The 16,700-nt window shown below is 61.6% G+C and carries 14 protein-coding genes and 1 pseudogene; 9 read left to right on the forward strand and 6 right to left on the reverse strand.

Going from position 1 to position 16,700, the window contains the following annotated elements; genetic code table 11:
- Positions 1-2: 2 nt before the first annotated feature.
- From BMY84_RS09910 to BMY84_RS09930, 5 genes are read right to left on the reverse strand one after another with little or no spacing between them, the layout of a single operon-like run.
- Positions 3-773 carry an enoyl-CoA hydratase/isomerase family protein gene (locus BMY84_RS09910; RefSeq protein WP_093083514.1) on the reverse strand — a complete coding sequence of 257 codons (771 nt, stop codon included), beginning with the start codon at positions 771-773 and terminating at the stop codon, positions 3-5.
- On the reverse strand, positions 770-1,891 hold the full coding sequence (locus BMY84_RS09915; RefSeq protein WP_093083516.1) for an extracellular solute-binding protein: 1,122 nt from the start codon (positions 1,889-1,891) through the stop codon (positions 770-772). The genes BMY84_RS09910 and BMY84_RS09915 overlap by 4 nt, the downstream gene beginning before the upstream one ends.
- Entirely contained in the window at positions 1,888-3,078 is a 1,191-nt protein-coding gene (locus BMY84_RS09920; protein ID WP_093083517.1) for a CaiB/BaiF CoA transferase family protein, read from the reverse strand. The genes BMY84_RS09915 and BMY84_RS09920 overlap by 4 nt, the downstream gene beginning before the upstream one ends.
- Positions 3,079-3,088: 10 nt before the next feature.
- Positions 3,089-3,835: an SDR family NAD(P)-dependent oxidoreductase gene (locus BMY84_RS09925; protein ID WP_093083519.1), complete on the reverse strand. Its 747-nt coding sequence runs from the start codon at positions 3,833-3,835 to the stop codon at positions 3,089-3,091.
- Complete coding sequence (locus tag BMY84_RS09930; RefSeq protein WP_093083521.1) at positions 3,832-5,010, reverse strand: aldose 1-epimerase family protein; 1,179 nt, start codon at positions 5,008-5,010, stop codon at positions 3,832-3,834. The genes BMY84_RS09925 and BMY84_RS09930 overlap by 4 nt, the downstream gene beginning before the upstream one ends.
- Positions 5,011-5,085: 75 nt before the next feature.
- Between BMY84_RS09930 and BMY84_RS09935 the strand changes: the two genes are divergently transcribed.
- Entirely contained in the window at positions 5,086-5,457 is a 372-nt protein-coding gene (locus BMY84_RS09935) for an L-rhamnose mutarotase (protein WP_093083522.1), read from the forward strand.
- Positions 5,458-5,492: 35 nt separating this feature from the next.
- Here BMY84_RS09935 and BMY84_RS09940 read toward each other — a convergent pair.
- Positions 5,493-5,903 (reverse strand): annotated as a pseudogene (locus BMY84_RS09940) (transposase); the annotation flags it as partial.
- Between the two features lie 417 nt (positions 5,904-6,320).
- Here BMY84_RS09940 and BMY84_RS09945 point away from each other — a divergent pair.
- The 8 genes from BMY84_RS09945 (at position 6,321) to BMY84_RS09980 (ending at position 16,688) form a co-directional block, all read left to right on the forward strand.
- On the forward strand, positions 6,321-8,657 hold the full coding sequence (locus tag BMY84_RS09945) for an alpha-amylase family glycosyl hydrolase (protein ID WP_218146936.1): 2,337 nt from the start codon (positions 6,321-6,323) through the stop codon (positions 8,655-8,657).
- Positions 8,654-9,337: an EthD domain-containing protein gene (locus tag BMY84_RS09950; RefSeq protein ID WP_093083526.1), complete on the forward strand. Its 684-nt coding sequence runs from the start codon at positions 8,654-8,656 to the stop codon at positions 9,335-9,337. Before BMY84_RS09945 ends, BMY84_RS09950 begins: the two co-directional genes overlap by 4 nt.
- 24 nt (positions 9,338-9,361) lie before the next feature.
- On the forward strand, positions 9,362-10,102 hold the full coding sequence (locus BMY84_RS29695) for a nuclear transport factor 2 family protein (RefSeq protein ID WP_177203973.1): 741 nt from the start codon (positions 9,362-9,364) through the stop codon (positions 10,100-10,102).
- Positions 10,103-10,109: 7 nt separating this feature from the next.
- Positions 10,110-11,177, forward strand: a complete 1,068-nt coding sequence (locus tag BMY84_RS09960; RefSeq protein WP_093083528.1) for an ankyrin repeat domain-containing protein — start codon at positions 10,110-10,112, stop codon at positions 11,175-11,177.
- A 148-nt stretch (positions 11,178-11,325) separates the two neighbouring features.
- The gene (locus BMY84_RS09965) at positions 11,326-13,338 is read left to right on the forward strand and encodes an AGE family epimerase/isomerase (RefSeq protein ID WP_177203974.1); all 2,013 of its coding nucleotides are present in this window, start codon (positions 11,326-11,328) and stop codon (positions 13,336-13,338) included.
- Positions 13,335-14,027, forward strand: coding sequence for a hypothetical protein (locus BMY84_RS09970; RefSeq protein ID WP_093083531.1), 693 nt, complete (start codon positions 13,335-13,337; stop codon positions 14,025-14,027). Before BMY84_RS09965 ends, BMY84_RS09970 begins: the two co-directional genes overlap by 4 nt.
- Positions 14,024-14,944, forward strand: a complete 921-nt coding sequence (locus tag BMY84_RS09975; protein WP_093083533.1) for a type 1 glutamine amidotransferase domain-containing protein — start codon at positions 14,024-14,026, stop codon at positions 14,942-14,944. Before BMY84_RS09970 ends, BMY84_RS09975 begins: the two co-directional genes overlap by 4 nt.
- The gene (locus tag BMY84_RS09980; RefSeq protein WP_093083535.1) at positions 14,934-16,688 is read left to right on the forward strand and encodes a thiamine pyrophosphate-binding protein; all 1,755 of its coding nucleotides are present in this window, start codon (positions 14,934-14,936) and stop codon (positions 16,686-16,688) included. The genes BMY84_RS09975 and BMY84_RS09980 overlap by 11 nt, the downstream gene beginning before the upstream one ends.
- Positions 16,689-16,700: the final 12 nt, after the last annotated feature.

Here is a 16,700-nt window from a genome sequence, read left to right on the forward strand (position 1 = left end):
GCTCAGCGCCGCTGGAAATCGGGAGCGCGCCGCTCGGCGAAGGCGGCGCGTCCTTCGGCGGCATCGGCGGTGGCGAAGCAGATGGCCTGCAAGTCGCGCTCATAATCGATCGCCTTGTCATAGGGCATCTGGTGCGTGGCGCGCAGATTCAGCTTGGCCGTTTCGGCGGCGATGGGCGCGCGCTGCGCGATGGTGGCGGCGATCGCCTGCGCGCGTACCATCAACTGGTCGGGCGGTGTCACCTCACTCACCAGTCCCCATGCCAGGGCCTGCTCGGCGCTCACCATGTCGCCAGTGTAGAGCATTAGCGCCGCGTTCGACATGCCGATCGAATGGGCGAGGCCCACCGCCATGCCCCCGCCGCCAATCCAGCCCAGCTTGATTTCCGGCGCGGCAAAACGCGCATGAGTCGATGCGATGCGAATGTCGCAGGCCATGGCGGTTTCCAGCCCGCCGCCTAGCGCATAGCCATTGACCGCCGCGATCACCGGTTTGCGGCAGGCGCGCAGCGCATCGCAATAATCCTGCCGGTTGCGGAAGTCCCATGGGGTCCCATAGGCGTCCAGCGTGGAAATGTCGGACCCGGCGGAAAAGGCCTTCTCCCCCGCCCCGGTCACGATCACGACGCGCACCGCATCGGACATATTGCACTGGCTGACGGCCTCCACCAGCGCCGCCGCCATGTCAGGCGTCAAGGCATTGAGCTTTTCCGGCCGGTCCAGCATGATGGTGGCGATATGATCGGCGATGGTGAAGCGCAGGTTGGCGCTCATAGTTCGGTTCCTTTGCGATGATGGCGGTGGAAGGCCGCCTCTATGGCATCCAGCACGGCGTCGGCCGGATCGCCGTCGATCAGACCGGTACGCAGCCGCGCCGACGCCTCGGTCTGGAAGGGAATGGCGCCGTCATGCCGCGAGCGCAGGCTGGCCGCCTCCAGCGTGGCGCGGGTGCCGCTGTAGAAGCCGCCCCAGCGCGCATCGACTTGCGGATCATTCCACGCAGCACGCAACGAAGGCTGGCCGTCATGCGCGGGAATGAACCCACATTGCGCCTCAGCCCCCATCAGCCACAGCAGATGTGCCTTGAGCGCCGGCGTCACGGTGCAGCGTTTCGACACAGCGATCCCCGTTCCGCCGAGGATGGACCCGATCCCATTCGACCCGCGCGGCGCATCGGCAAAGCCTACCCGGCCAGCCGCCGCATAATTGACATAGCCGTAGATGAGCGGGACCAGCGCAATATCCTCGCCCGCCGCCATCGCCTCCAGCAAGGTAATGGGATTAGCATGGACGAAGGCACGGCTCGCTTGCCCGGTCAGCGCCGCCATGATCGCAAAGGCTTCACGCCCGGCCTGCCGGTCGACGAAGCCGTCCGTCGGTCGCACCCCGCCCAAGGCCGCTACAATCGACTGGAAGGACAGGATCGCATGCGGCCCGGCGAGCGACAGGGCGACCGGCAGACGCGCGGCCAGATCGATGACCGCATCCCAGCTTTGCGGCGGCGTATCGATACGGTCGCGGGCAAATGCCATGACCTGCGTCGCCGCATCGAGCGGCAATGCCCAGTGCAACCCGTCATACCGATAGCTGGCCAGCGACCGGCCAATCGCGGCGGCTTCCAGTTCCCGCAAGATCGCCGCGTCGAACAGGCTTTCCATCGGCAACAGGCAATCCTGCGCCACGGCCTCCCCGACATGCGGATGATCCAGCACGATCAGGTCATAGCGCGCAGCCAGTTCCGCAATCGGCGCCGCTTCGAACCCCTCCAGTGAATGCCGGTCCCAGACGATGGACAGCCCCTGCCCCGGCGCAATGTCCTGCGCCGCCGCCTCCAGCGCGCGATAGCCGCGCGGATGGTCCCATGTCAGACCGCGATAGCTGGGCAGGTTCATGCGTGCTGGCGCACCACGCCGGATTCGATCAGTTGTGCGATCTCGTCCGCACTGCGACCGATCTCCGCCAGCACATCGCGGCTATGTTCGCCCACCAGCGGCGCACCACGGGTGATGGCAGACGGCGTCTTGGAAAAGCGGATCGGGAAGCCCGGCACCTTCACCCGCCCCTCGGTCGCATGGTCATATTCGACGAAGGTGCCATTATGCCGGATCTGCGGATCGTCGATCAGGTCGGCATAACCATAGACCGGACCGCACCAGATGTCGGCAGCACGGAATGTCTCCAGCCAATGAGCGGTCGACTGCCCGATCAGATGCGTCTTCACCCGCGCAAAAATGGCATCGCGCTGGGTCCAACCATCCCGTTCCTCATCCAGTTCGGCAAAGAAGGGATCGTCCAGCACCTGCCCCAGCGTCCTGAGCGAGGCCATGGCCAGCGTCATATAGCCATCCGCCGTCGCGAACACGCCATAGGGCGCGCGGATATAGCTGTGGGCATGCGGCTCGGCCGATCGCGCCTGCGGCTTGCCGCCCACGGTGAAGACCGACAATTCCTGCATCTGGATGGTGGTGATGGCGTCGAGCATATTGACCTGCACCAACTGCCCCTCCCCCGTCCGCTCGCGATGGAACAGCGCGGCCAGCGCCCCTTCGAAGGCGGTGTAGGCCGTCACGGCATCGACCAGATATTGCCCGGCGGGCGATGGCGGCATGCCCTCCGCCCCGGCCGACAACATCGCCCCCGACATGCCCTGCAACAGCAGATCCTGCCCCGGATAGGCCCGATAAGGACCATCCTCGCCATAGCCCGACATCGAGACATAGATGAGGCGCGGGTTGATCGCCGACAGGGTCGCATAATCGACCCCCAGCCGCTCCGCCACGCCGGGCCGATAGTTCTGGAGAAAGACGTCGGCCTCCTTCACCAGATCGAGCAACACCGCCTTGCCCTCCGGCGATTTGAGGTCGATCGCCAGCGACCGCTTGTTGCGGTTGAGCGAGAGGAAGGAGACGTTGATCCGATTGCCGGTCGCCCCCCCGGCAGAGGCATGCCGCTGCCATTCGCCGCTGGTCGGCTCCACCTTGATGACGTCGGCGCCCATGTCGCCCAACCGCTGCGCCGCGAACGGGCCGGCCATGGCGATGGAGCAGTCGAGAACGCGAATATCCTTGAGTATCGTCATATCTGGTCCTTCAGGCCATGACCCAGCCGCCATTCACATGCAGCGTCTGGCCAGTGATGAAACCCGCCTCGTCAGCGGCGAAAAAGGCGATGGCATGGGCAATGTCGGCGGCGACGCCCCGGCGCTTCACCGACTGAGCATCCAGTACCATCTGGTTATAGCCTTCCGGATCGGGATGAATTTTCTCCGCATCGGTCGGGAAGGCGCCCGGCGCGATTGCGTTGACGGTTATGCCGTCGGGGCCGAACTCACGCGCCCAGGCGCGGGTCAGGCCCACCAGCGCACCCTTGGATGCGACATAGGGCGACAGGTTCGCCCACCCGCCCGAAATGGTGATGCTGGAAATATTGATGATCCGGCCGAACTCTTTGGCGCGCATTCCCGGCAACGCGGCCTGCACCGCAACGATCCCGGCATCGACATTGATCCGCTGGACCAGTTGATGCTCCTCGACCGAGAAATCCTCGAAGGGCTTGGATGGGTAGATGGCGGCATTGTTGATGACGATATCGAACCCGCCATGCGCAGCGATCAGCGCATCCAGCGTAGCGCGAAACCCGGTCAGGTCGGACAGGTCAGCCGTCGACACCACCAGCCGCCCCGGCCCCTTGCCTACCGCAGCCTCGGTCAGGCGCTCCATTTTCACCGGATCATTATCGACCGCGATCACCGTCGCGCCACGCGCGATCAGCAGCAGCGTCGTCTCCAGCCCCAGCCCGCCAGCCGCGCCAGTGTAGAGGATCGTGCGCCCCTTCACGCCACGTTTCCGATCAGCGGATAATTGCCGGACGGCGCAGGATATGCCTCATCAGGCTGGCGCTGGACGCCCTCGATCCGCACCACCGCATCGGATACCGCCGCAGCATCGGGCAGAACGCGCAGGATCGTGTCGTATCGCCGCTCCTCGCCATGCTCCAGTTCGATCAGTTCGCCGCGTTCGCGGGCGAAATCCTTGCCCAGAACATGGTTGGTCGACGGCTCGATCCCCACGGCATAATGGCCGGCATGAAGGTTCTGCCATTCGAACATGGCCGGAAACTGATCCTTGCGGGTAACGACCGAAAAGCCGAAACCCAGTGCCTCATTGACGATCGCCACCTCGACCCGACCGTCCGCGTCGGGCGTCATGTCATGCTGCCACACCTGTTCATGGAAATTGACGATCGGCGCCGGCAGGGTGCGATAACCCACCCCTTGCGCCTGATAGGCATCGGCATGAGCCGCCCACAGCACCTCGCGGATCGGCGCGACATAGCGCGCGCCCTCCGCCACCACCGGATGACCTACATTGATATGGTAGCAAAACATGTGCGGCGTGCGGTAGAAGCCATGATTGACCACACGATCGGTCAACCGGATTTCGTCGCCGCCCAGATCGGCCTCGATCCGACGGATGAGGTGCAAATCCTCGCCGAACACGGTCGACTGGCGCACGATCCCTTCCGCCCAGAAGGTGCAGCGATCGCCATCCCACTGCTCGCCATAGCCGGTCAGTTGCGCCGGGATGGTGCCGACCCGCCCGTGCAGCGAAGAGGACACGCTCTGGCGCGGCCCATAATGATAATGGCCGGCCGGATCGTCATGCATGAACAATATATGGTCGAGGCCACAGGTGATGTTGAGGCCCGACATGGACCGAAACCAGCCAAGCCCTCCCTCGCCCTCATAGTCATGCAATCCGGGATGGCGGAAGCCCGAGGGCGAATGCCAGCCTACGGCCCGTCCGGCATGGTCGCATTCGGCAATGTCCATCGCCCGGTCGACCAGCACGGTGAAGGACAAGCCCGACCCGGTACGGAAATGCAGCATCCGCACGCCCCGCTCGACACCATCCCCCAAAGTCATCAGCCGCACGCCCGCAAATTGGGACAGCGTGCCAGATCGTTCGGCGACATGCCGTTTCGACACCTCGCCGCCATAAAGCCGGGCCATGATTCAGCCTCTCCATCTTGTAAGACATATGATGAATATCTAGAGAAGAGGGACTCGTCAACCGGGAGAGGAAGAATGGGAAAGATTGTTCGGCGCTGCTTCGCGGTGGATCTGGTGGATGACGCTGAATCGATTGCGCGCTACCGCGAATGGCACAAGCCCGGCGGTCCGCCGCAAGCGGTGACGGATGCGATCCGCGCCGATGGCGTGGTCGACCTGCAAATCTGGCTGGTCGGCGACCGCATGTTCATGATCCTGGAACAGGATGAAACGCTGGCAGTCGATCCGGCGACGAAGGCGATTAGGGATGCCGCCAATCCCGATGTCAGCGCATGGGATGCTCTTATGCGGACCTTTCAAAAGCCCCTCCCATTCGCGCCAAACCTGACTTGGGTCGAGATGGAAGCTATCCATTTGCTGGCAGCACAACCCTCTAAAAATATATAATATTTTCTTCTACACCCTTAGAGTCTAGTACGAAACTATCTGATTGGATTTTCAGGTTTTGCGATGCGTCGAGCGTATAGCTGAACGGATGCGATGAAGAGCCAAGCGGTTGCCGAGGCTATGGTCTGCTCGAAGTCCTTGGCGAGACGGCGGTTGCGATTGAGCCATGCAAGTGTGTGCTCGACGACCCAGCGGTGTGGCAACACCGAGAAGCCTTTGCCGGTGTCGGAGCGTTTGATGATCTCGACGGTCCATTTGCCCATTTGGCGCAGAGCATCCCTGAGCTTGTCCCCGGCATAGCCGCCATCGGCGAACAAATGGCGCAGCCATGGGAAGCGCCCGATGATGCCGGTGAGCAGCAAGGGCGCGCCATCGCGGTCCTGAATATCGGCACTGTGCACGACGGCATGAACCAGATTGCCGTTGGCGTCGGTCAGAAACCTCCTCCCGGCGGCCGACCAGATTGCGCCCTTCACATCCTTCGATCCCGACTAGTGGTCCGATTTTGGCATTTGCAGGCCATCCCAGTCGGCAAGGGATGCCAATGTCAAAATCAATCCTCAAGCCACGGCTCATCGGTAAATCCGCAATCGCATTTGATCCGAAATGGCCCAAACAGAGCTTACTTCAAGTATAAACTCACATTATGAATATCACAAATCCCGTAAATTAATACCATTACCATATTAATATCATGATCGAACTCGTCTTTCCTTTGGCAAGATGGAGGCCTTATGCCCGTTATTACGGTTCGTATAGAGTGGATGACAGGCCTGAAAATCGATATTTTTTCCAATCTCCGTCTATACGGAAGTTGGGACGCGAATGGTTTTTTCTGCGAAGCGCCATGGACAGAAGTGCCGATGTCGCCCTTCACAGCCGAAGACGGCTGCCCGGCCTGGAGCGCTGTCGTCCAACTGGAGCAAGGGCAAAGCTTTCGCTGGGGCATTCGGGCAGATAGCCGGGAAGAGCAGGATAGCTGGGGCATCGTAACGGAAATTCCGGACCCGCTTTCGGCGAGCCAATATCGCACTTTTCGCGCCGATCATGATCATCAGGTCGAGCGCTATTATCTGACCCACTGCCGCCGGCTGGGCGCAAACAAGCGTTATGTGAAAGGGAAGTCAAACCCACGCATCGAATTTGCTTGTCGCGCACCCCATGCCGCAGACGTGCAACTGGTGATCGGTGAGCCGGCAAGCGGCTACATCACCCCCGCAGGTGCCAGGGTGCAGGCCAGCTATCCGATGATCCGGGACGATGAAGGTGTCTGGCGGACCGCACCGACCGACCCCATTTTCGCCCGATTTTCCGACTGGGACCATAAGCCCTATATGTACCGGATCGTGCGCGACGACGACAGCGTGGTTTTCCGTAGCGACATGTTCGCGCGCTGCCAGATCGGAAGCGGCCGCAAGGATCCCGCCAGTCCGACGCCCGGCGAACTGCCTTGGGACGGCACCCGGTTCGACCTGAAGGGCACGAAATCCTGTTCGGTGGCCGTCGACCCAGAACAGGTCACGGAGTTGCTGGACGAAGGCGTCTTTCCGGAAACACGCTGGCTGACAGAAGCCGATTTCTGGAAAGATGAGTTCGATCCGGCCCGCCCCGTCCCGACGAACCTTAGCGACCTCATAATCTATGAACTGCATGTAGAGGGTCTGGGCTTCGGGAAGAAGAAGCCCAGCACATCGGAGGAAGCGCCCGGAACCTTCGAAGATGCGATCGCCTTCCTCGACCATCTGGTCGCCCTCGGGATCAACGCGGTCGAATTGCTGCCCCCGATGGAGGCGGAAGCCTTCAGTTGGGGCTATGGCACGTCCCATCATTTCGCTACGGAATATGCTGGCGGCGGGCGTGACCAGTTGAAGCATTTCATCCGTGCCTGCCATCAGCGCGGCATCGCGGTGATCTTCGATGTCGTCTATAATCATTGGGTCGAGGATGCCGAGCGCTCACCCGACCTCTATGACAGCATAAGAGACGATCGGAATTTCCATTATTGGTATGAGGGGCGCGACGAGGACTGGCCCGTCAACGCCCATGGTCGCCATAATGGCGGCTATGTCCAGAATGGATCGAGCGGGAGGCTCCCCAACCTGCGCGACGAGGGGATACGCAAGCTGTTCACGAGCAGCGCGTGCATGTGGCTCACCGAATTCCATGTAGACGGTTTCCGCGTCGATCTCACGCAGGCATTTCACCGCGACAATGTGCTGGAGGCCAATGGCCAATCACTGCCCCTCGCAAACCAGTTCGGCACCAAATTCTTGCGAGAATGGGTACGAACCGTGCGGTTCGTCAAGCCGTCCGTGATGCTGGTCGCCGAAGACCATAGCGACTGGCCCGCTATCATCCAGCCGCAGGAAACGGGCGGCATCGGCTTCGATGCGATCTGGTGGGCCGAATGGTATCATAACCTGATCGGCGACTCCCAGTCGAACCTAGACAGCGCCCGGTTGCTGCATGTCGCCGGTCAGGGGAGCGATCTTCCTCTCGCCATGGATCGGCTGGGCGACAAGATCGCGCAGACTGCGCAACGGGTGGTCTATCATGAGTCCCACGATCAGGCCGGTAATGCGATCTATAGCGAGAATGGCATCGACCTGGCCTCCGCGCGGACAATTCAGGTCGCGGTCAACAATGTCCTGGTCGATGGCACCCGCTTCTGGGCGGAAGCCAGAACGCGCGCGGTGGCGGGCCTGTCTCTGCTTACGCCCGGCGTTCCGATGTTTTTCATGGGCGAGGAAGTCGGCGCTCAGGAGCCCTATCGCTATCATGACTGGATTCATCATCGCGAGGATCTGCTTGCCATGCGGCAGGACGGCGGTGCGCGGCTGTTCACTTATTATCAGGATGTGATCGGCCTGCGCCATGCCCAGCCTGCATTGCGCTCCGCCGAGGTGATGATCGTCCAAAGTCACAATGCCAACCGCGTCCTTGCCTATCGCACATGGCAAGGCGACGAGGATTTTCTGGTCGCACTCACCCTGAACAACAAGGGCTTTCCCGATGGCTATGTGTTCGCGCACCCGGCCATCGCCGACGGTCTGTGGCGAGAGGTGCTGAACAGCGACGATGCCCGTTTCGGCGGCGGCGGCATGACCAACAGCGCGCTCTTGCAGGCCACTCACGGCCGCATCAATCCGCGCCTCCCCGCCAATGCGATCATCGTCCTGCAACGGGAAACGGGTCGATGATCCATCAGTTCATCTTCGCAGGACCCAAACCGGGCCTTAGCGCCGCGGCATTCCAGAGCTACTGGATCAACTTCCATGCTGTGGACTTCGCCGCTAAAATTCCGCAGATCAGGCAATATCTGGTTTCCCGCCGCCTGCCGGTCACGACCGGCCGCGACCTGCCCTTTTCCGAAGGGGTCGCCGAAATCTGGCTCGCTGACGAGGCGGAGCAGGTCCAGTCATTACAAAGCCCGGAATTTCTCGACGGCGCGCGCCGGGACGAACCGCGCTGGGCGGCTTTCTGGCAAACACTCGGCCTCGATACCTCAGCAGTACGGATAGCGGGCGATGCAGTCGATGGCAGCATCCAGTCGGTCAAGCTCTACCTGCTTCTGAAGCGCGCGCCGACGCTGACACTGGAGACATTTCGCGACCGGTTGCTGGAGGAGCGCGCGTGCTCGCCAGTGGAAGGCGCCAGCGGCCATGCAGCCGGCTTCGTCAATGCTGGTGCCTATGGTCTCGGAGAACCCCGTTTCGACGCGGTCGAGACGATTGCTTTCGCCGACCTGGCGGCGCTGGAGCGCGCGCTCTCCGGCCGGTTCGGCACACATATTCGCGAAGGCTGGGCCTTCTGCGACCCACGCTATCTGTTCGCCTTCGCGGGGCAGGAACATTGGATCATTCGACCGGGTGATCGCTGATTGCAGGAAAACAGGGGGATTATCATGCTGTTCTATGTCCAGATGCGATGGAATTATCAGGGGCGCATTTCGCAGGACGAACTGTGGCAACTGGAAGAACAGGAAGGGGTGCACGGAATAGAGGGCATCCGCGCTGGCTTTGTCCAGCTTTACAAGGTGGTGTCGCAGCATCGGATCATCGCGATTGTGAAGTCGGATTCGCTCGAAGACCTCGACCGCAATTCCATGGGTTGGCTTCCCATGCGCGAATATCTTGAGTTCGAAGCGGTCTGGCCGCTGCGCGACTATGAAGGCTTTATCGAAGATGTGCGCGGCCGCTTTCCTCGCGAGGGCGCCCCTCGCCCCGCCCCGGCATCGACGCGGGAAGTGGCGCAGGCCTGGTTCGACAATCTGGGCAAGGGCGACTTCGACGCCGCGCTGAAGCTGGTCCATGCCGATGTTTCCTGGACCAATATCCCGCCCACGCCGGGCGTCAGCGATCTTGCGCCATGGCTTGGCACCTATCAGGGGTTGCCGGCGGTGATCGACAGCTTCGGCGTCTGGGCCAAATATTCCAGGATGCTTTCCGCCTCAGTGGTCGGCGACCTCATCATCGATGGGGATAATGCCATAGCGATCGTGCACGAACATGCGCAGTGCCTTGCAAACAGCATCGAATATGACCTGATGGTCGCAACCCGGCTTCGCGTGGTCGATGGCAAGATTGTCGAGTGGCAGGTCTATTGGGACCCCTCTCCGCTGATCGGTGCCTATCGGAATCTGTGAGGCTTTGATGGCACAGCAATCCAGCCTCATCGACGCTGTCCGTGCCCGCGATCACAGAGCGGTGGATGCACTCCTGTCCGGCGGCACCGATCCGAACATTCCGGATCAGGCCAGCAAGCTCACCCCGCTCATGTTCGCTGCGGGGCTGGGGGACAATCAGATGGTTTCCCGGCTGATCGAGGCCAATGCGCTCGTCAACGCGATCGACGGGCGTGCAGGCGGTTCCGCCCTGCACAAAGCCTGTCAGGGCGGTGGCATGGCATCTGTCATGACGCTGGTCGAGGCAGGCGCCTGGATCGACCTCCAGACGACGACGACCGGTCATACGCCCCTGCTGGAGGCGATCTGGTTCACGTCGGACGACATCGCCGAATATCTGATCGCGCGGGGTGCCCGGATCGAACTGAAGACCCATTATGGCTTCACGATCGATCAGCATGTCGACTATGCGCTTGTCGTCAATACCTCGCCGCAGGCAAAGGAGCGCCTGCTCCGCATCCGGCAACTGATTGCCGACAGAAGAGCGCGGGACAAGGCCCTCACGGACAATAGCCCGCTATTTGCAGCGATCCTAGCCAAAAACGCGGCCGGGGTGAGCAAGGCGATTGCCGAGGGGGCGGACATCGAGGCCCGCTATCCGGTCGTCGGCAGCTTCAGCGATGGCCATACGGCACTCCTCATCGCCGCGCGTGACGGCCTGGACGGGATTGTGTGCCTGTTGATCGACGCGAAAGCGAAGCCCAATGCGGTGGAGCCTGTGTTCGGCGCCGTCCCGCTGCACAAGGCGACCTATCACGGCTATGCCGGCATTACCCGTGCCCTTGCCGCCGCGCCGGGCATTGATCTGGATTATCAGGGTCCGTCCAACGGATATACGCCGCTGCATGATGCGCTGTGGCACGGCTTCCCCGATTGTGCGGCCATCCTGCTCGATGCCGGCGCGCACCACGACCTCGTCGCGCTGGATGGCAAGACCCCGCTCGACATCGCGCGTGAGACATTGCCCGCCGGATCGCCCCTGATCACCCGTCTGCAATCGCTGTCCGGAAACGGTCCGAACACCCCGACCACATAGTGTGTCCCCCGAAAGGAGTAGCATGATGCAACAGCAGAGTTCTTCCCCTTCCCACAGCCATTACACCCAAAGCATCACGTTGACAGGAATGGTCGGTGCCGTTCTGACGGCCAGTCTCCAGTTCGAGCTGAAGTGCGCGAATGGAGAGATGTTCCTTATCACCGTAGGCGGTGGTGGCGGCACCAATTATGATGTCGTTCGGAACATGGATGGCCTCGACCGCAATCGCATTCCGAACCCCGATCCCTATAATCCCGAAAACCCCGCCGACGAACTGCGCAAATATATCCGCCCCGACACGATGGTATCGGTTCGCGGCGTGGAGGTAGAGCATCAGGGCCAAAGGGCGATCTGGGCACAAAGCATCACCCTGATGGTCGGCGAACAGGGCAATTACATGTTCGAGGACACCCATTGGTGGCTGACCCAGATCGCGCGTTTTGCCGATGAATGGCTGGATGATCTGTTCCAGGATCGCCGCACTTATGAATGGGATGATTTTTCGGCGCTCTACAGGACCAACCTCAACATCCTTGGCATGCCGACCGATGACAAGGTGCAGGAATGCGCGACGCTGTCCCGCCTCAACTACGGCCTTTCATCGGCCTATCTGCTGACCGGCGCCGAACGCTATCGCCTCGCGGCAAAAGCCGGCGTGAAATATCAGCGCGAAACGTTCCGCAGCCTCAGCCATGACGGCAAATATTGTTTCTGGCAGTTCGGCAAACGCCAGCGCGAGACAGGAGCGAACATCATCATCGGATCGGAAAATCCCGACGATGCCGGCACGATCCCCCTTTATGAGCAAATCTATGCGCTGGCCGGCCTGACCCAATATTTCCGCATCAGTCAGGACTGGAGCGTCCTTCAGGACATTCACCGCACCATTCGCGTATTTCAGGATTTCTATCGCGACGATCCCGCCTTTGGCTATGGCGGCACCGGCGGCTATTTCTCACATCTGGACCCCGCGACGCTAAGACCCGACGTGGCCTCGCTCAACCAGAACCAGTTGCGCAAGAACTGGAACTCGGTCGGTGACCATATCCCCGCCTATCTGGTCAACCTGATCCTCGCGCTCGATCCGGTGCCGCAGGAGGCGCGTAATACGCATGAGAGCGAGGAACTGCTGGAAGTCTGCCGCGGCATCCTCAAGGAAACGTCGGAAATCATCCTCGATCGCTTCCCGGACAAAGACCCCGCCATTCCCTATGTCAATGAACGCTTTTTCGCGAACTGGGAGCCGGACCATCAATGGGGATGGCAGCAAAATCGCGCGATCGTCGGTCATAATTTCAAGATCGCCTGGAACCTGACGCGAACCGCACATTATTACCGGACGCTGGCGACGAAGGGGGATGCGGACGCCGCTGCGCACAATAGCTATGCCAAAAGGCTGGAAAAATTCGCTACCGAATTGCTCGACCGGATGAGCGAGGTCGGCATCGACCTGCTGCGCGGCGGTTGCTTCGATGCGGTGGAGCGCGAACCCGTACCCGGAATGCCGATGCAATTCGCCTGGAGCAACACCAAGGATTTCTGGCAGCAGGAACAGGCGATCCTTGCCTATCTCATCCTCCACGGCGTCACGCAGAAGTCCGAACATCTCCAGCACGCGCGCGCAATGATGGCCTTCTGGAACACGTATTTTCTGGATCATGACAATCGCGGCGTCTTCTTCCGCACCACCGACATGGGGATGCCGGTCATCAGCGGCACTTATGGGCAGAAGGCCAGCCATGCAGTGGCAGGCTATCACAGTTTCGAACTCAACTATCTCGCCCACACCTATATCTGCATGTATGTCCGGCCGGAGGGGCGGGTGCAGACGCCCGACGGCACGTCCGCCTTTCCCGTCGTGGACCATAATTTCTGTCTGTTCTTCCGGGTTGAGGCCGACTGCCCCCACCGTTCGCTCAATGTGCTGCCGGACTTCGTTCCACCCGGCTCGGTAGAAATCGCGTCGGTCGTGGTCGGTGGCGTGCCGCGTGAACCCGAGGAGTTCGAGAAGGACAAGTTCCAGATCATCCTGTCCGACGACGATCTCGACAAGCAGATCATGGTCGAATTCCGGCCGCTCGGCGGGATCAATCCTGCGGCGATGGCCAGCGAGGCCATAGGCGCCAAAGATGCCTTCTACGACATGGAGGGCAAGCCATGATCCCGCCGTCCCATGCGCCCCGCATCGAGGATGCGCGGATCGCAGTCGTCCTGGAAAGCAATTATATCCCGGATGAGATCACCGCCTATCAGGAACGTTTCGCGGCGCTCGGTGCAAGTGTCGATCTGGTGTCCCGCCTCTTCTACGGCGACTATCGGCCCGAAAAGGCGACCTTCTACAGCGACGTCGATCCCAGCTCTCCGCAACCCATGGCGCAGCGGCAACAGATTGAGGTCGGCATCGACGTGTCGGACGTCCATCTCCAAGACTATGACGCCATCATCATGGCGGCCTGCTATACCAGCGTCAGGCTGCGCTATGGGGGCGATATCGGCTGGGACGATACAGGGTGGGATGCTGCAAACTGGTCGCCGGTCGATCATGTCCGGTCGGCGCCTGTGGTTGACCTGTTCGACAGGGCCATGGATATCCCGTCCTTGATCAAGGGCTTTCTCTGCCATGGCTGCTGGATATTGACGCCCAACAAGGCCCGTCTCAAGGACCGCAAGCTGATCTGCCACAGCGTCGTCATGGCCGACATTCTCAATTGCGATGCCGAAATCGTCCCCGAACCGGTGGTGGTGGACGACGACCTCGTCACCGCTTTCAGCAAGCATGAAGTGCATCTGTTCATCGACGCTATCGCCGGCGAGATCGCCCGCTGCCGTCAGGAAAAGGCAAAACCATGACCCGCAAGATACTCATCATGCTGTCCGAATGGGGATATTGGGGCGAGGAGCTTATCGGCCCGCTCGAAGTCTTCGAGGCCAGCGGCTATGAAACGCGCTTCTGTACGCCGACGGGCCGACGGCCCTATGCGCTGCCGCCATCCATGGACCCGACTTATGTCGATCCGCCGCTCGGCAAGTCGGTGACAACGAAAGAGATGGCGGACAAGGTGATCGCGATCAACGATCCCGCCAATCCGAAACTCGACACCCCCCAGAGCCTGTCCGACTGGTTCCCCCGCAGGCCCTATTGGAGCGGTCGCGACATCAACGGAAGCCCGATTCCGAACGATCCGGATCGCGACGACAAATCGGTCCTGCGCCAATGGGAAGATTATTATATCGCGCGCGCCGCAGCACAGGCAAAGGTGACGGACGAGTTCGACGCCCTGCTGATCGTCGGCGGCAGCGGGCCGATGATCGACCTCGTCAACAATTACCGAGTCCATGACCTGTTGCTGGGCTTTGTCGATCGCGACATGCCGGTGGGCGCAGAATGCTATGGCGTCGCCTGCCTCGCCCAGGCCCGCGACTATACGGTCCGCCGCAGCATCATATGGGGCAAGCATGTCACCGGTCATGCGATCGAATATGACTATACGGATAATACCGGGGTGCTCGACCCGACCATGCCGGGACAAATGCTGAACCACCCGGATGGCCGTTTCGTCAATCTCGGCACGCCCTTCTACACGCTCGAATATATCCTCCGGGATGCGACCGGTCCGGACGGCGGATTTCATGGCAATGTCGGGCGTGCGACGTCGGTCCTGGTCGACTATCCCTTCATCACCGGCCGCTCGACCCCCGATTCCGTACTGACCGGGGAAAAGATGGTGGACGTTCTGGAAAACGGCCTGCGCCGCTATGGCTGGTGACGGCGGGGCCGGTCCGCCACCGGAAGCACGGGTCGCCTTCTTCCGGCAACTGCTGGCCGACGGCATCACCACCATATTCGGCAATCCCGGCAGTTCGGAGGAATCCCTCCTAGACCTGCTGCGCGATCCGGCGTTTGCCGACATCCGCTATTATCTCGCCTATCAGGAGGGCGTCGCGGTGGGCATGGCGGACGCCTATGCCCGCGCTGCCCCCGCCGTGGAACGAGAGGGCGATCTGCACGCCTGGCGCCGCCCTGCATTGGTCCAATTACACAGCTATGCGGGCTTGGCCAATGGGCTGGGTATGATGCAATATGCGCGGCGCGGCTATGTGCCGATGGTGGTGATCGCGGGCGAAGCCGGGCTGCGCTATGATGCGCTGGACGGGCAGATGTCACAGGATCTGACAGCCATTGCGCGGCCCTTCGTCAAGTCGGACGTCAACGGTCCCTGCGCCTGGCGTGTGGTCGATGCGGATTCGCTGCTGCGCCTGCTGCGGCGCGCGATCAAGGCGGCGGCGACACCGCCGATGGGACCGGTCTTCCTTGCGCTGCCCATGGACATCCTCGACCGTCCCTGCACGGAGCCGGTGGCCGCTTCAGCCCCTATCTTCTCCATGGTCGCGCCCGATAAGCGTGCCATAGAGAAGGCCGCCGATCTGCTGGCAGCGGCGGAGCGCCCGCTCCTGCTGATGGGAGACGGCATTGCCGCCGCCGGAGCCCAGGATGCGCTGACCGATGTAGCGGAACTGCTGGGCGCGCCCGTGTGGGGCGGCAATGTGTCCGAGTTCAATATGGACCGGGACCATGATCTGTTCGCCGGCGATCTGGGCCATATGTTCGGCGAAGCCAGCCGGCCTATCCTGTCGGCCGCCGATGCGGTGCTGATCTGCGGGACCACCGTCCTGCCGGAGGTCTTCCCACTCCCCACAGGCGTCTTTGCGCCTGACGCCAGTCTCATCCATTTCGATATCAACGGCTATGAGATCGGCAAGAATTTCCCGATGACCGTCGGCGCGCTCGGCGATCCGCGGCTCAGCCTGGAGGCGCTGGCGGCCGCCCTCCGGCAGCGCCTGGACGAAGGCAGGATCGCGGCAAGTCGGCAACGCGTAAAGCAATTGGGCGAGGCCAAACGCGAACAGCGGGCCAAGCTGGTCGAGGCCCATCTGCAACAGGGCGACATGATGCCGCTGCGTGCCCATCGCTTCATGCGGGAATTGGTTGCAGCGATCCCCGACGACGCGCTGATCTTTGACGAGGCACTGACCACCTCGCCCGAACTCCTGTGCTACCTTCCCGTGAAAAGCGCCCGCTATTTCCAGACGCGGGCCGGAATGCTGGGCACCGGCCTGCCCGGCACGCTCGGCCTCAAGGTCGCGCATCCGGACAAGCTGGTCATCGGGCTGGCGGGGGATGGGGGCGGCATGATGACGATACAGGCGTTGGCGACGGCGGCCCGGCACGACATCGCCGCCAAGTTCATCATCTGCAACAACCGCAGCTATCGCATCCTCAAATATAATCTCCAGACCTATTGGCGCGGGCGCAATGAAGCCGACACACAGGATTTTCCAGACAGTTTCGACCTCAGGAAACCGGACCTGCGCTTCGACCTCCTCGCGCAGGCGCAGGGTGTGCAGGGCGAGCGGGTCGAAACCGCCGAGCAGATTGCACCCGCCATCGCGCGGATGCTGGCGCATGACGGCCCCTATCTGATCGACCTGATCATCAGCGGAGCCCTTTAGCGCCCATGGAGA

It is taken from the genome of Sphingobium sp. AP50 (assembly GCF_900109095.1).
In the GTDB taxonomy this organism is placed as follows: Bacteria; Pseudomonadota; Alphaproteobacteria; order Sphingomonadales; family Sphingomonadaceae; genus Sphingobium.

Bases quoted from the DNA above. Each gene is read 5' to 3' on its own strand.
- BMY84_RS09975 (WP_093083533.1), top strand. From the start codon at position 14,024: ATGACCCGCAAGATACTCATCATGCTGTCCGAATGGGGATATTGGGGC.
- BMY84_RS09930 (WP_093083521.1), bottom strand. From the start codon at position 5,010: ATGGCCCGGCTTTATGGCGGCGAGGTGTCGAAACGGCATGTCGCCGAA.
- BMY84_RS29695 (WP_177203973.1), top strand. From the start codon at position 9,362: ATGCTGTTCTATGTCCAGATGCGATGGAATTATCAGGGGCGCATTTCG.
- BMY84_RS09920 (WP_093083517.1), bottom strand. From the start codon at position 3,078: ATGACGATACTCAAGGATATTCGCGTTCTCGACTGCTCCATCGCCATG.
- BMY84_RS09980 (WP_093083535.1), top strand. From the start codon at position 14,934: ATGGCTGGTGACGGCGGGGCCGGTCCGCCACCGGAAGCACGGGTCGCC.
- BMY84_RS09970 (WP_093083531.1), top strand. From the start codon at position 13,335: ATGATCCCGCCGTCCCATGCGCCCCGCATCGAGGATGCGCGGATCGCA.
- BMY84_RS09910 (WP_093083514.1), bottom strand. From the start codon at position 773: ATGAGCGCCAACCTGCGCTTCACCATCGCCGATCATATCGCCACCATC.
- BMY84_RS09945 (WP_218146936.1), top strand. From the start codon at position 6,321: ATGTCGCCCTTCACAGCCGAAGACGGCTGCCCGGCCTGGAGCGCTGTC.
- BMY84_RS09960 (WP_093083528.1), top strand. From the start codon at position 10,110: ATGGCACAGCAATCCAGCCTCATCGACGCTGTCCGTGCCCGCGATCAC.
- BMY84_RS09935 (WP_093083522.1), top strand. From the start codon at position 5,086: ATGGGAAAGATTGTTCGGCGCTGCTTCGCGGTGGATCTGGTGGATGAC.
- BMY84_RS09965 (WP_177203974.1), top strand. From the start codon at position 11,326: ATGTTCCTTATCACCGTAGGCGGTGGTGGCGGCACCAATTATGATGTC.
- BMY84_RS09950 (WP_093083526.1), top strand. From the start codon at position 8,654: ATGATCCATCAGTTCATCTTCGCAGGACCCAAACCGGGCCTTAGCGCC.
- BMY84_RS09915 (WP_093083516.1), bottom strand. From the start codon at position 1,891: ATGAACCTGCCCAGCTATCGCGGTCTGACATGGGACCATCCGCGCGGC.